Origin of the sequence: Pantoea sp. E2023-21 (assembly GCF_051302795.1) — a bacterium.
GTDB lineage: Bacteria > Pseudomonadota > Gammaproteobacteria > Enterobacterales > Enterobacteriaceae > Pantoea > Pantoea ludwigii_A.
Map to the genome: position 1 here is coordinate 1,062,969 of NZ_CP195344.1, position 14,966 is coordinate 1,077,934.

Consider the following 14,966-nt stretch of genomic DNA (forward strand, 5'->3'; position numbering starts at 1 on the left):
ACTGCAACCGCGCCTAACGGCGGAGAGCACCTCCGCCTGCAAAGACATTAGTGCGCGAAGGCCCACGTCAATTTGCCGTTGTCGGAGACCAGCTTATCCAGCTTCTTCTCGTTCACTTTCTTGCGCGCACCAAGGCGCTCCGCAGTGAGCGGGCCGCTATCCCCTTGAGCAATGACCGTGTCTTTCGGCACGCTGGTCATCTTCTCTGCGATGGTTTCCAGTGCTTTGGCGTAACCGCTGCGATTATTGAGGTCAAAGTTCTTCAGGGGGAGCTGCGTTTCCAGCCATTTTCCCCAAAAGAATTCCAGGAACGGCGGCGGATTCTGCTCTTTCTCAAAGCCAATATCGCGCACAAAATAGACCAGCGAGCGGTATTCATCATTCTGCATATGCTGGCGACCCAGCTCTTTCGGCAGTGCATCCGGTTGAATTTTGCCAGACGGCGTATCCAGCCACGTCAGATGTGCTGCTTCCATTTTTTGCCAGAAGGCGGACATGGTTTTCAGGTTGCGGAAATCATCGGTGATGCGCACCTGTACCGGCGTGTTAAGACCGGCGATATCGGCGAAATTGCTGAAAGTATGATGACCATCGGTGAGGTACAGCACATTATCCGGTGCAATCACTGCGGTTTTCATCGGGCCAGGCGCGCTGCCGACCGGCGCTTTGCAGCGAAAGCTGCTGGGCTGCGAGAGACGCGATTTGCCATCAAATGTGTCGACGCCTTTTTGCCCCATGCTTTCGCAATAATCATCAAACAGCTTTTTCGGTTCGGCTTCATAACGATGCTGCTTGTAATCCAGCTGACGATAGCCAATTGCGGCCTGCGTCGGATGGAGTTGCGCTAACTGCACTTGCACAATATCACCGGCTTTGATGTCAGCGGGCAGTGCGGCGGACGCCGATCCGGCTGACCACAATAGCGCCAGTATTGACCACGGTGTTCTCATTCCCTTTCCTCAAATCGCCAATCGCAGATGGGCACAATAGCATTACTGTCATTTTGCCGCTGTAGAGTTATGGCTCGCGGTTGCCCAGTGGCAACCCGTCATCCAGACATCTGACCACTACGGAGCGTTGATTATGGCACTCGCTGCTGTGCAACCGGCAAAACTGCAACATACCGTTATCGATCCCAGCGTGCGCATGCGCGAAACCCAGATTGGCGCGCAATGTGAAGTGCTGGCCGAAACCTACATTGAATACAGCGAACTGGGCGACTTTTCCTATCTGGGAGAACACTGCTGTGTCGCCGATGCGCAGATTGGCCGCTTTACCGCCATTGCCAATCATGTGCGGATTGGCGCGCCCAATCACCCGATGGATCGCGCCTCGCAGCACCGTTTTACCTATTGCCCGGAATACTATGATGCACAGGCGGCGCGTGATAATGACTTCTTTGCTGCCCGACGTGCCGAACGCGTGGTGATTGGCAATGATGTGTGGATAGGTCATGGCGTGATAGTGCTGCCGGGCGTGACGGTGGGTGATGGTGCGGTGCTGGCTGCCGGTGCAGTGGTCACCAAAGATGTGCCGCCTTATACCATTGTGGGTGGTGTGCCAGCCAAAGTCATTCGTGCACGTTTCGCTACGGATATTGCCGCGCAGCTGCAGGCGATTGCCTGGTGGAACTGGCCGCTGGAGAAGCTGATGGCCAATCTGGCGGATTTTCAGTCTTCCGATCTCCGCGCATTTTGCCAGCGGCACAGCCTCTAAAAGCGGTGTAAACGCCGTTTATCGCCGCAAGTATTCTCCAGCAAACTCACATTACCCTGTTTTTGCGATTGCTTGCGCGGCGGATTATACCAACGGCGGAGGAATAACCATCGCTGACAGCACCGCCTCCTGCGGTAGCCCAACATGCAGCAAGATCTGCTGGCGATAATGTTCATCGGCATCGCGCGCCTCGTCACTGAGTAAAACACCCACTTCATTGACGTTCTTACCGGCCACCTGCACCTTGTCACGCGCGGCACTGCGCATCCATTCGTACTCGATATCAATGTGCCCGGTATCAATACAGCGAATGCCATGCTGACTGAGATCGTAAGCCAGTACCGTTGCTGTGGGGCCGAGCGACATCAGTACCATATCGTAATCGCGTGCGTGCGCCAGTACAGAGCTGTAGAGATCGTTGTAAACCGAGAAGGCGTTACGATTCAGCGTGGTGATGCGTTTAATATCCCGCGCACCCGCGAGCAGATTGTTACCGATGCCGAGACGCGTGCCGCTACCTTCCACGACTAATATTTTTTTATCGCTGAACAGCTGTTTGAACTTATTAAACACGCGTTCTGCCTGCTGCTTATCTTTATAATCATGATAGGGACGCGTAACGGAGGTGTTGCCGTAGCGGTAATCTTTCTTTAATAACGCTTCATAATGGCGAAAATAAAACGCTTTATGAAAAAACCAGAAAAGGGCCGAACCAAATCGCATATTCCCAGTACCACGAAAGGCATCGGGCATACACAATAAACAGGTATTTTTCGGCTGACTTCCGCGCCGCAAAATTTCTTTCAGGCGAAGAGAGAGACGTTCATCGAAAGATTGAAAACCGATATTTTTAAATAAGGTCATTTCCAGTTCTCCATCGCCATAGCGGCTTACCGACAGCACGTCGTTGTTGAGCAGCAAGTCAATGGTCTGCTCAGGTGACATTACCTGATATTGTCGGGCTCGCGCATTGGCAACCGGAAACTTAAAAGCAGCGTGTGTGAGTTTAAAAGGAAAACGTAATTTACGATAAAAGAAATTTGCGCTGATCATCATCACCTTCTTTTTATTAGCGGCCTTGCCGCAGAGCAGTTACGTGATTTATATCACGCTAAATCAGCGTAAACAGGCTGAGGAAAATCTCAAAAAGTCATTGCGCCGCAATGGCTAATCAATTTAGAGAAGGTTAAATAAAGACAGCGGAAATAAAAATGCAATAAAAGCACGCTTATTCTCGCCGCTGCAATAAAGGTTGCCAGGAATAATCGCAGCGGCGTGTTAATGATTAATTAAGTTATTTCAATTGATGATGAACGGTGAAAGCGATTTTCCGGCTTTACTAAGCCTAAACGATCGCGCAGCGTGCCTGGCTGATACTCAGAGCGGAATACACCCGCGGCCTGCAGGCGCGGTACCACCTGTTCGAGGAAGCGGTCTTCGTTCTCGTCAATATAGGTGGGCAGAATGACAAAACCGTCGCAGGCCTGATGCTGATACCAGTCAGTCATTTGCTGCGCGATCGTGTCGGCGGTGCCGGTGGGGGCCGGGAACGATAAGCTCTCGGCGTAGCGTTTCGCCATTTCACCCAGCGTCAGTTTCTGCTCAATGGCGCTGGCAATCACATATTGGAAACGGCCTTTGCTGCCGGTGATTTTTTCACGCAGATCAGGTACCGGACCATCAATCGGATACTGCGACAGATCGATATTCATGCTGGCCGAGACAAAGCTCAGGCCCGATTCCACGGTGATCAATGATTTCAGATACTCTGCACGCTCCTCTGCGTCGCGCTGCGTGTTGCCGACAATCGGCACCATGCCGGGCAGAATACGCAGTTGATCGGGCTGACGCTGATACTGCAGCGCACGCTGTTTCAGGATGTGGTAGAAATGCTGCGCACGTTCCCGATTGGGTTGCACCACAAACAGCACTTCCGCCTGTTGCGCTGCCAGATCGATAAAGGCTTCCGACACGCCAGCCTGAATCACTACCGGATGACCTTGCGGCGGACGCGGCAGGTTAAGCGGGCCCTGCACATCGAAAGATTCCCCCTGATGATCGAGCCGATGGAAGCGTGCCGGGTCGGCAAAGCGCGCCTGCGCTTTATCCAGAATCAGCGCGTCCTCTTCAAAGCTGTCCCACAGCGCTTTCATGACATCGATAAATTCGGCCGCGCGGCGATAGCGATCTTCATGGCTGAAGTGTTCGCTGCGACCAAAGTTGCGCGCTTCGGCGTGGCTCAGCGAGGTAACCACGTTCCACGCTGCGCGTCCGCCGCTGATATGGTCAATGTTCGCCAGCTGTCGCGCCGTGGTGTAAGGCACCGAATAGGAGGAGGAAACGGTGCCGCCGAGGCCGATATGGTCTGTAACCGCCGCCAGTGCGGCTAATAATGTTAAGGGTTCAGACCAGCCCACCTGACGATGCTGAACGGTGTGCGCCAGATGACCGCCGTAAACATCATCAATTGCCAGCTTGTCAGCGACAAAAATCATATCCAGCTTCGCGGCTTCGGCGCGCTGGGCAATTTTGCGGTACAGCGGCCAGTTGCTGCCGCCGGTTGCAGCCGAATCGGCATGACGCCAGCCGCCCTGGTGAATTCCGGAGTCGAGGTAGAGTGCCAGGTTCATCATGGTTTGGCGGCTCCGTTGGCGTTAAAGAAGGAGGCGTCTACCAGTTTGTCGGCTTTTAGGCCGGGTGTGATCAGGCCGCCGCGGGTGAACGTATCAATGGCCCGCTGCTGGCGTTTTTCCACCAAAGCGTAATCCTCAACCGGCGCGTTGTTTTCACGCTGCACTTTGCTCAGCGCTACCTCATCTGGCAGACGCAGCAGTTTGGCGATCTCGCTGGCGTAGGCCTGGGGATGTGCCACGCCCCAAGCGCGTGCACGGATCAGGCGCTGACGGAAGTCGGCGAGCTGCTCACGCTTATTAGCGATAGCGCTATCGGTTGCCACCAGATAGTTTGAAACCGGGGAATTTTTACCGTCGATGGCAATGCGATCGCCGGACTGTGCCACGGCAAAAGACACATAAGGTTCCCAGGTTGCCACCGCATCCACCGCACCATTATCCAGCGCCAGCGTGGCTTCCGACGGCGTGGTGAAGACAAAACTGACGCTATCGTCAGGCAAGCCTGCTTCATGCAGCGCATTCAGTACCATGTTTTGCCCGGACGATCCTTTCACCGTCGCCACTTTTTTGCCTTTTAAGTCGGCGATGTTGTGCAGGGCGCTATTGTTTTTCACCACAACGGCATTGCCGAGATATTGCGATGCTTGAATAGCGCGGATCTGCGCACCTGCGGCTACGGCAAACGACAGCGGACCATCGCCGACCAAACCGGCATCCAGATGCTGTGAGTTGAGCGACTCCAGCAGCGGTGCTGCGTTGGGGAACTCATACCATTTGATTGCATAAGGCACATTGTTGAGCTCCCCGGCGGCGGACATCACCGCGCGAGCATTGCCTTTTTGATCGCCCACGATCAGTTCGTTTGTGGCGGCGTGAGACGTCACCGCGAGGAACAACAATGAGCTGTCTAATAAAGTGATTTTCATAACGTTTCCCGGGTAAAAAGAAAACAGCGTAAGTTTTCTCCAACAACGGGCGTAGTAACAAATCCGCACAAGGTTATGTCTGAGGCGCAAAAGCCACCCAATCGCGCATCCTCGCCATTTTGCGTTATCAAAAAATGCGAATTTTCCTGACTAATGATTAATTCTCTCAACGAAAATGAAACGTGATTTCAGTCACACATTGAGCGAGGCGGTAGCTAGCAGCCATTAGCCAAACTACATTCATTAGCGGAGCTAACGACACACCTCGCAACGGGTTTTTACTAAACGGTAACGTAAGTTAAAATTCTGTTGATTTTATGTGGGGTTATTTTTGAGGTTTTTCGATGAAAATGGTTGAGGGATTAGCATGGTTAACAAACTAACCAGTATCGTGCTCGCGATTCTGGCGATTGCCTTGCTGTATATGGGCGGCAAGCTGTTAATGCTGGGCGGCAGCGCCTTCTATGCGCTGATGGCGGTGGGATTACTCATCACCGCAATTTTACTGTTCCGCAACCAGCGCAGTGCGCTGGCGCTGTATGCGGTGCTGATGTGGATTACGCTCGCCTGGATTATCTGGGAAGTGGGCTTTGATAAATGGCAGTGGATCCCACGCGGTGACCTGTTTGGCGTGATCGGCCTGTGGCTGGCGATGCCGTGGGTGGTGAAACCGCTGTACCGTGGCGAACGCCGTTTCCACAGCTTCCTTGGCGGCACCGTCATTATCATGATTGTGGTGGTGATTGGTCTGTGCTTCTACGATCCGGTTCCACAGCAAGGCACCATCAGCAACGCCCGCACGCAGAACAGCGAGCAGGGCGCGGCTAACGACTGGACCGCTTACGGCGGATCGTCCGACGGCCTGCGTTTCTCGGCGCTGAATCAGATCAGTAAAGAGAACGTCAAAAACCTCGAAGTTGCATGGACGTATCACACAGGCGATCTGCGCCAGGATGCGGATGCCACCGAATACACCTTCGAAGCCACGCCGCTGAAAGCCAACGGTATGCTGTATTTCTGTACGCCGCATAACGAAGTGCATGCGCTTGATCCGGAAACCGGCGCGGTGAAGTGGAAATTCACACCGAATAAAGATCGCTCTTACCTGCAGCAGCATCAAACCTGTCGCGGCGTCAGCTACTACGAAGAAACGCCGGTGGCCGCGCAGGATAGCGCAGCGACGCCGGCCATCTGCCGTAAGCGTATTTTCAATGCGACCACTGATGCGCAACTGATCGCGCTGGATGCTGATACCGGCAAACCGTGTGCTGATTTCGGTCAGAACGGTGTGGTTGATCTGCATGCCAACATGGGTGAAGTGCGTCCACATGCGCTGATGCAAACCGCCGCACCGCTGGTGGCAGGCAAGCTGGTGATCGTTGGCGGTTCCGTGATGGACAACGGCTTCAACAGCGGCAACCCGTCGGGCGTGATTCGTGCGTATGACGTGCAAAGCGGTCGTCTGGTCTGGAACTTTGATCCGGCCAACCCAGAAAACACCGCGCCAATCGCTGCCGGTCAAAACTACCCGCAGGACACGCCAGTGGCGTGGGGCACGCTGAGTGCTGACCTGAAAAACGGCGTCGTGTATGTGCCGTTTGGTAACGCTTCACCGGATGAAGTGGGCATTGAACGCGATCCGAACAGCAACACCGAGAAGTTCCGCGATGCGCTGGTGGCACTTGATCTGCAAACCGGTGCTTTCAAATGGCGCTATCAGAGCTCTAACCACGATCTGTGGGACCGCGATAATCCGTCACAGCCTTCGCTGGTGGACATCGATTATCAGGGTCAGAAGCAGCCTGTGGTGATCCTGCCGACCAAAACCGGCAACCTGTTTGTGCTGAACCGCCTGACCGGCCAGCCGGTGTATCCGGTGAACCAGGTGAAGGTTTCCACCGAAGGTGGCGTCGCGGGTGAGAAATTTGCGGCGACCCAGCCGGTTTCCAGCCTGAACTTCATCCCGCAACCGCTGACTGAGAAGTCAATGTGGGGCATCACGCCGTTTGACCAGATGTCATGCCGCATGGATTTCCGTAGCCTGCGCTATGACGGCAATCCGTGGACGCCAGCGACCGAAGGCGGTTCGCTGATCTTCCCTGGCAACATTGGTGTGTTCAACTGGGGTTCTGTCGCGGTCGATCCGCAGCGTCAAATGCTGATTGCCGCGCCCGTGCGTCTGGCCTACAAGTACAACCTGATCAAACGCAGCGAGCAGACCGCCACCGAGCGCCTGTTCACCAAAGATGGCACGCCATACTGGAACGAAAACTTCCACGGTGATTACGCGATTCACATCCAGCAGTTGGCGTCAGGCTTGGGCATTCCCTGTGTTGCCCCACCTTGGGGCCGCATGGTGGGCGTGGATCTGAAGACCGGTAAAACCGAATGGCTGCGTCGCGTGGGCGTGACCAAAAACCTGAAGACCAGCTTCTTGCCTGGCCGCTTCCCAATCGGTTTCCCGATGGGCATGGTAGCGCACGGTGGTCCATTGCTGACCGCAGGGGATTTGGTGTTCCACGGTGCAACCGCGGATAACTTCTTCCGTGCCTACGACAGCACCACCGGCGAACTGCTGTGGCAGACCGAGCTGAGTGCTGGCGCACAAGCCACGCCATCTACCTTTATGGGCAAAGACGGCAAGCAGTACGTGGTGATTGCAGCAGGCGGTCACGGTTCGCTCGGCACCCAGGCGGGTGACAGCGTCGTGGCATTCCGTTTGAAGTAATCGTTACACAATAGACGAAGGCGCCCCTGCGGCGCCTTTTTTTGTTTCTACGCCAGGATATAGTGATTCTCAATGATAGACGCCACTAATAAGGGATTTTATGACCATCGCCTGTTTGCATACCGCCGCCAGTAACATCGCTATTTTTGATGACGCCGCACACTCATTGGGCATGAGCAACGGCTCATTGAGTCATATTGTGATGCCGCATTTGCTGGCCGAAGCCGAGCTGGCGGGAGGCATGACCGCGCCGCAACAGCACAAGCTGGAACAGTTGTTACACAGCCTGACGCCGTGGTTCGACGCGATTCTGATTACCTGCTCGACGCTGGGGCCGGTTGCCGATGGTTTTAACGCTGAGGGACATGATTGCCCGGTGTATCGCACCGATCGCATGCTGGCCGATGAAGTACAGCGATTGCCGGGAAAATCGCTGGTGCTGTGTGCGGCGGAATCTACGCTGGCGGCGACGCGCGCACTGTTTTGCCCAGCGACGCTGCCAGTGGAACAGCATCCTGATGTGCAGCTGATTGCTGGTGCATGGGCGGCGTTTAAGGCGGGTCAGCAGGAGGCGTATCTGCAAATGATTGCGCAAGCGGTGGTAGACGGCAAACAGCAGGGCGCGGATCATGTGGCGCTGGCCCAGGTTTCCATGACGGCGGCGTCCAGGCTGTTTAGCCCGGATAGTCAGCCCTTAACCAGCCCGCAGCTGGCGTTAAAGGTGGTACGTGATCTTTCGTCGGGTGCGCATTAATGCGCACCTGGATTAAGGTCGCATTTGCTGGCTGGATGCTTTTCAGTTAAGCCGCGCCGAGTGCGCTGGCCGGGGACGCTATGAAGCTTCAGTGCGTGCTGGTTTGTTATTTTGTAGGGTGCGCATTAATGCGCACCTGGATTAAGGTCGCCATGAATGGCGACCCTACGACGTTCATGCAAGACCGCGCAACGGGCTAACGCTCACCCATATCGTAAATAATAATCATTTGCATTTGCTGCTGTTGCTCATTATATTTGGCAACACGTTGTAACCTATCGCGATTTAACCACTAAAAAATCTTCAATCAAAGAGGAAGCTATTCTGCTGCCGCTTTTCAGGAGATCTCTTTTCATTTTCCTGACATACGCCCGTATCTGCGATTTGGTAAACTCAAGATTGAGAATGAACGTTCACTACAGGATTATTCATGAAGAATTTTCAGCGTACGGCCATCGCCGGGCTGGTGTTATTGCTCGCCGCCTGCGACCAGAATAGCGCCCCACCAACGGGCGATATGACCACCGAAGTTGGCGTGAAAACGCTGCAAACCGAGTCGGTGACGCTCGAGAGCCAACTCACCGGACGCGTGGTGGGCAGCATGGTGTCGGAAGTGCGTCCGCAAGTGGATGGCATCATCCAGAAGCGTCTGTTTACCGAAGGCGATGAAGTTAAAGCCGGCCAGGTGCTCTATCAAATCGATGCGGCCAGCTATCAGGCCAGTTACGACCAGGCCGTTGCGCAGTTGAAAAATGCGCAGGCGTTAGTTAAAAGCAGCCAGTTAAAATCCGCGCGTTATACCGCACTGGTGAAAGAGAACGGCGTATCACGTCAGGATGCTGACGATGCGCTGGCAACCTATCAACAGAATGTGGCGTCGGTTGATCAATATCGCGCAGCAGTCGAAAGCGCCCGCATCAACCTCAACTACACGCAAATCAAAGCGCCGATTTCTGGCCGCATCGGCATCTCGTCGGTGACGCCGGGCGCGCTGGTAACCTCGGCGCAAACCACGGCGCTGGCGACCATCCGTGCGCTCGATCCGATCTATGTCGACCTCACGCAATCCAGCGTGCAACTGCTGAAACTGAAACGTCAGCAGGCTTCCCTCCAGCAGAGTAGCGATGCCGTGCCAGTGACGGTAAAACTGGAAGACGGCAGCCATTATGATCATCCCGGCAAGCTGGAACTGACCGAAGTCGCGGTTGATGAAGCCACCGGAACCGTTACGTTGCGCGCCATCTTCCCCAATCCGCAGCATGAATTGTTGCCGGGCATGTATGTGCGCGCCAGCGTCACCAACGGCGTTAAAAACGAGGCGATTCTGGCCCCGCAGCAGGGCATCACGCGTGATGCTAAAGGCAACGCCACGGCGCTGGTGGTGGATAAAGAGAACAAAGTGCAGAGCCGGGAAGTGGTGACCGATCGTGTTATCGGCAACACCTGGCTCGTCACCCGCGGTTTAAACCGCGGCGACAAACTGATTGTCGAAGGCACCGCCAAAGTGCAGGCCGGGATGACGGTGAAAGCGGTTGAAGTGACGCCGAAAAGCGCCAGCAGCGGAGGCCAGTAATTATGTTGGCTCAGTTCTTTATTCGCCGCCCGGTATTCGCCTGGGTGATCGCCATCTGCATCATGATGTTTGGCGTGCTCAGCATTAAAAGCCTGCCGATTGCGCAGTATCCCGACGTCGCACCGCCGCAGATCAGTATTCAGGCCACTTACACCGGTGCGTCGGCGGAAACGCTGGAAAGCAGCGTCACGCAGGTGATCGAGCAGCAACTCACCGGCCTCAACGGCTTGCTCTATTTCGACTCCACCAGCACCGCCTCGACTGGCCAGGTAAAAATCAACGTCACTTTCCAGCAGGGCACCGACCCGGATATTGCGCAGGTGCAGGTGCAGAACAAAGTGCAGCAGGCCGAAAGCCGCTTACCGACCTCTGTCACCGCGCAAGGCGTGACGGTGGAGAAGGCGCAAAGCGACTTCCTGCTGATTCTGGCGCTGTACGATAACACCAACAAAAGCACTTCGGCCGATGTGGCTGACTACATGGTCAGCAACATGGAAGATACGCTGGCGCGCGTGCCGGGCGTTGGTAGCGTGCAGGTGTTTGGCGCCGAATACGCCATGCGCATCTGGCTCGATCCCGCCAAACTCGCCTCTTATTCGCTGATGCCATCCGATGTGACAAGCGCGCTGGAGAGCCAGAACACCCAGGTTTCCTCCGGTCAGCTGGGCGCACAACCGGCCAGCAAAGAGCAGCAGCTGGTGGCGACCGTGCGTTCGCGTTCACGTCTGCAAACGCCGGAACAGTTCCGTAATATCGTGCTGAAAAGCCAAAGCGACGGTTCAGTGGTGCATCTTAGCGATGTGGCCCGCGTCGAAATGGGTGATGAGGATTACAGCGCTAACGTGCTGGCAAACGGTCATCCGGCTTCAGGGATCGCGGTACAGCTGGCGTCCGGCGCCAATGCGCTTTCAACCGCCGAACAGGTGAAAGCCACCATCGACGAGTTCCGCAGCAGCATGCCGCCGGGCTATGAAGTGGCGTATCCGCTCGACAGCACCGACTTCGTGAAAATCTCGATTGAAGAGGTGGTGAAAACCCTGATCGAAGCGGTGATTCTGGTGGTGATCGTGATGTTCGTGTTCCTGCAGAACATCCGCACTACGCTAATTCCGGCGATTGCCGTGCCGGTGGTGCTGCTGGGAACCTTTGGCGTGCTGTCGCTGTTCGGCTACTCGATCAACACCTTAACCATGTTCGGCATGGTGCTCGCCATCGGACTGTTAGTGGATGACGCGATTGTGGTGGTGGAGAACGTCGAGCGTGTAATGCGCGAAGAGGGTTTACCGCCGCGTCAGGCCACCGAGAAATCGATGAAAGAGATTACCGGCGCGCTGATTGGTATCGCGCTGGTGCTGTCGGCGGTATTCCTGCCGATGACGTTCTTTAGCGGCTCAACCGGCGTTATCTACCGTCAATTCTCCATCACCATTGTTTCATCGATGGTGCTGTCGGTGATTGTGGCGCTAACCCTGACGCCAGCGCTGTGCGCCACGCTGCTCAAGCCGCACAACGAAGAAGGCGGCAAAAAGGGCTTTTTCGGCTGGTTTAATCGCAGCTACGAGCGCGTGCAGGCGCGCTATCACAACGGCGTGGGCCATGTATTGCACAGGTCGGTGCGCTATCTGCTGCTCTATGCGGTGCTGCTGATCGGGTGTGCGGTGATGTATATGCGGTTGCCGACCGGTTTCCTGCCGACCGAAGATCAGGGTTACATCATGGTGCAATATCAGCTGGCGCCGGGCGCGACGGAAAACCGCACCAGCGCGGTTCGTCGTCAGGTGCAGGACTATTTCGCCACCAAAGAAAAAGACAACGTCAACGTCAGCATGCTGGTGAACGGCTTCAGCTTTGCCGGCAGCGGCCAGAACGCCGGGATTGGCTTTATCTCGCTGAAGAACTGGAGTGAGCGTAAAGGTCCAGAAAACAGTGCCGATGCGATTGCCGCGCGTGCAATGGCGAACCTGGCCAGCATTCGTGATGCGCAGATCTTCGTGCTGTCGCCGCCCGCGGTATCCGGTTTAGGGCAGTCAGACGGATTCACCTTTGAGCTGCAGGCGCGTGGCAGCACCGGGCGCGACCAGTTACTGCAGATGCGCAATCAGCTGATTGCCGAAGCCAATCAGGATCCGTTGCTCAGTGCGGTGCGTGCCAACACCTTGCCGGATTTGCCGCAGCTGCAGGTCAATATCGACGATGAAAAAGCGCAGTCGCTGGGTCTTACCATTAGCGACATCAACGACACGCTCAGTGCGGCGATTGGCGGCAGCTACGTCAACGACTTCACCGATCGAGGCCGCGTGAAGAAGGTCTACATCCAGGGCGATCAGCCGTTCCGCAGCAAACCAGAAGATATCGATCACTGGTATGTGCGCGGCAGTGATAGCAACAGCAATACCACTATGGTGCCGTTTGCGTCATTTGCGTCCTCGGAGTGGGCGTACGGCCCGGATGTGCTGTCACGCTATAACGGCTTGGCGTCCTATGAGATCGAAGGTTCGGCGGCGGCAGGCAAGAGTTCCGGGGATGCGATTAGCGCGATGGAAAAACTGGCGGCGAAGTTGCCAGCGGGCACCACTTTTGCGTGGAGCGGCTTGTCCTATCAGGAAAAACTCTCCGGTAACCAGGCGATGTCACTGTATGGCATCTCGCTGATTGTGGTGTTCCTGTGCCTGGCGGCGTTGTATGAAAGCTGGTCGGTGCCGTTCTCGGTGATGATGGTGGTGCCGCTGGGCGTGATCGGTTCGTTGCTGGCGATCAGCCTGCGCGGATTGGAAAACGACGTCTATTTCCAGGTGGCGCTGTTAACCATCATTGGCTTGTCGGCGAAGAACGCGATTCTGATCGTCGAGTTCGCCGAAGACAATTACCGCAAAGGGGAAAACCTGGTCAAAGCGGCGACGCACGCGGCATCAATGCGCCTGCGTCCCATCATCATGACCTCGCTGGCATTTACCGCAGGCGTATTACCGTTGGCGATGTCCACCGGCGCGGGCGCTAATAGCCGTATTGCGATTGGTACCGGTATCATTGGCGGCACACTGACCGCCACCTTGCTGGCGATCTTCTTCGTACCGCTGTTCTTTGTTCTCGTGCGTCGCGTCTTCCCGACAATTCCGCATGACGATAATCATGCATCTGTGGCGAAGGCAGGGGAATAACATGTCTGCAAAACTCTTAATGGTGTTGGTTCCCGCGCTGCTGTCGGGTTGTGTGTCGCTCGATCCGCACTATGACCGCCCGCAAGGCGCGGTCAGCAGCCAGATGCCGAGCGGTGACGCCTATCGTTCATTGCAGGGCACGCAAGCCAGCAACTACCGCGACCTGAGCTGGCAGGATTATGTGCTCGACGCGAAACTGCGTCAGGTGGTGGCGATGGCGCTGGATAGCAGCCGCGACTTGCGTGAAGCGGTAGCCAGCGTTAAATCCGCGCATGCACAATATGGCGAAGAGCGCGCCAATCTGTTCCCGGCCCTCAGCGCCGGCGTGAGCGGTACGCGTTCACGCGCGTTGACCGGCGAAGGCAATCAAACCGCCATCAGCAACAGCTACTCAGCGGAAGGCAGCGTCAGTGCGTTTGAACTCGATCTGTTTGGCAAAAACCAGAGCCTGACGCGCGAGCAGTATGAAACCTATCTCGGCACGCTGCAGGGTGCACGCAGCACCCGCCTGACGGTGTTGTACAACACCGTGGATTACTGGCTGCAGCTCGCCGCCGATCGCAGCAATCTGGCGATTGCCAAAGAGACCGCCGAGAGCGCGCGACAATCGTGGCAGGTCACGCGTAAGCAGATGGAGAATGGAATCGCTTCGATGGTGGATGTCTCCTCTGCGGAAACCACCTATCAATCCGCGCAGGCCGATGTCGCCAGCTACACCACGCTGGTGGCGCAGGATAAAAATGCGCTGGATTTAGTGGTGGGTCGCAGCGTGCCGGATAATCTGTTGCCTGACAGCATTGAGTCGATTGGTAACGCCTTGCGTGAGGTGCCGGCGGGCGTCTCGTCGGATGCGTTGCTGAATCGTCCTGATGTGTTGCAAGCCGAGCATAATCTTAAGTCTGCCAACGCCAGTATAGGCGCGGCGCGTGCCAACTTCTTCCCGAGCATTACGCTGACGGGCAGCGGTGGCGTTGGCAGTGCCGATCTGTCGACGTTGTTTAAAAACGGAGCGGGCATTTGGTCGTTTGCACCGAGCATTTCGCTGCCGATTTTCCAGGGCGGCTACAACGTTTCTTACCTGAAATACACCAAAGCACAGAAAGAGTATTACGTGGCGGCGTATGAGAAAGCGGTGCAAACCGCCTTCCAGGAAGTGGCGGATGCGCTGGCGCGTCGCGGTACCATCAACGATCAGCTCAGCAGTCAACAGCATAATGTAGCGGCATCGCAAACCTATTATCATCTGGCGGATCTGCGTTATCGCAACGGCGTTGATACGTATCTGAATGCCTTGACTGCGCAGCGCACGCTGTACAGCGCCCGAACCAGTCTGGTGAGTACGCAGCAAGCCTACTACCTGAATTTGATCACCTTCTATAAAGTGATGGGCGGCGGCACGGCGTTGAAAGAATCTGAAATAATGCGCACGCAATAATGGCACATTTTGTAGCGACGTGATTTATCGCGCAATAAATTGC

10 protein-coding genes are annotated in these 14,966 nt (G+C 55.7%); 6 read left to right on the forward strand and 4 right to left on the reverse strand.

Features of this window, described 5'->3' with window-relative positions; all coding sequences use genetic code 11:
• Window positions 1-47 precede the first annotated feature (47 nt).
• On the reverse strand, window positions 48-950 hold the full coding sequence (locus tag ACRQ84_RS05100) for a ParB/Srx family N-terminal domain-containing protein (RefSeq protein WP_483817343.1): 903 nt from the start codon (window positions 948-950) through the stop codon (window positions 48-50).
• A gap of 133 nt (window positions 951-1,083) precedes the next feature.
• On the opposite strand from ACRQ84_RS05100, the gene ACRQ84_RS05105 reads away from it, so the two are divergent.
• Entirely contained in the window at window positions 1,084-1,716 is a 633-nt protein-coding gene (locus tag ACRQ84_RS05105; RefSeq protein WP_483817344.1) for a DapH/DapD/GlmU-related protein, read from the forward strand.
• Window positions 1,717-1,800: 84 nt separating this feature from the next.
• Here ACRQ84_RS05105 and ACRQ84_RS05110 read toward each other — a convergent pair whose 3' ends face one another.
• The 3 genes from ACRQ84_RS05110 to ACRQ84_RS05120 all read right to left on the reverse strand — a co-directional run bounded on the left by ACRQ84_RS05110 (window position 1,801) and on the right by ACRQ84_RS05120 (window position 5,275).
• Window positions 1,801-2,769: a GT-D fold domain-containing glycosyltransferase gene (locus ACRQ84_RS05110; protein WP_483817887.1), complete on the reverse strand. Its 969-nt coding sequence runs from the start codon at window positions 2,767-2,769 to the stop codon at window positions 1,801-1,803.
• A gap of 236 nt (window positions 2,770-3,005) precedes the next feature.
• Window positions 3,006-4,349 carry an NtaA/DmoA family FMN-dependent monooxygenase gene (locus tag ACRQ84_RS05115; RefSeq protein WP_483817345.1) on the reverse strand — a complete coding sequence of 448 codons (1,344 nt, stop codon included), beginning with the start codon at window positions 4,347-4,349 and terminating at the stop codon, window positions 3,006-3,008.
• Complete coding sequence (locus ACRQ84_RS05120; protein WP_483817346.1) at window positions 4,346-5,275, reverse strand: aliphatic sulfonate ABC transporter substrate-binding protein; 930 nt, start codon at window positions 5,273-5,275, stop codon at window positions 4,346-4,348. Before ACRQ84_RS05120 ends, ACRQ84_RS05115 begins: the two co-directional genes overlap by 4 nt.
• Before the next feature lie 367 nt (window positions 5,276-5,642).
• Here ACRQ84_RS05120 and ACRQ84_RS05125 point away from each other — a divergent pair, with 367 nt between their 5' ends.
• From ACRQ84_RS05125 to ACRQ84_RS05145, 5 genes are all read left to right on the forward strand, one after another.
• Complete coding sequence (locus ACRQ84_RS05125; protein WP_483817347.1) at window positions 5,643-8,003, forward strand: membrane-bound PQQ-dependent dehydrogenase, glucose/quinate/shikimate family; 2,361 nt, start codon at window positions 5,643-5,645, stop codon at window positions 8,001-8,003.
• Window positions 8,004-8,103: 100 nt separating this feature from the next.
• Window positions 8,104-8,757: a glutamate racemase gene (locus ACRQ84_RS05130; protein ID WP_483817348.1), complete on the forward strand. Its 654-nt coding sequence runs from the start codon at window positions 8,104-8,106 to the stop codon at window positions 8,755-8,757.
• A 430-nt stretch (window positions 8,758-9,187) separates the two neighbouring features.
• On the forward strand, window positions 9,188-10,330 hold the full coding sequence (locus ACRQ84_RS05135; protein ID WP_483817349.1) for an efflux RND transporter periplasmic adaptor subunit: 1,143 nt from the start codon (window positions 9,188-9,190) through the stop codon (window positions 10,328-10,330).
• A gap of 2 nt (window positions 10,331-10,332) precedes the next feature.
• Window positions 10,333-13,488, forward strand: a complete 3,156-nt coding sequence (locus ACRQ84_RS05140; RefSeq protein WP_483817350.1) for an efflux RND transporter permease subunit — start codon at window positions 10,333-10,335, stop codon at window positions 13,486-13,488.
• Between the two features lies 1 nt (window position 13,489).
• Complete coding sequence (locus ACRQ84_RS05145) at window positions 13,490-14,923, forward strand: efflux transporter outer membrane subunit (RefSeq protein ID WP_483817351.1); 1,434 nt, start codon at window positions 13,490-13,492, stop codon at window positions 14,921-14,923.
• The last annotated feature ends 43 nt before the right edge of the window (window positions 14,924-14,966 follow it).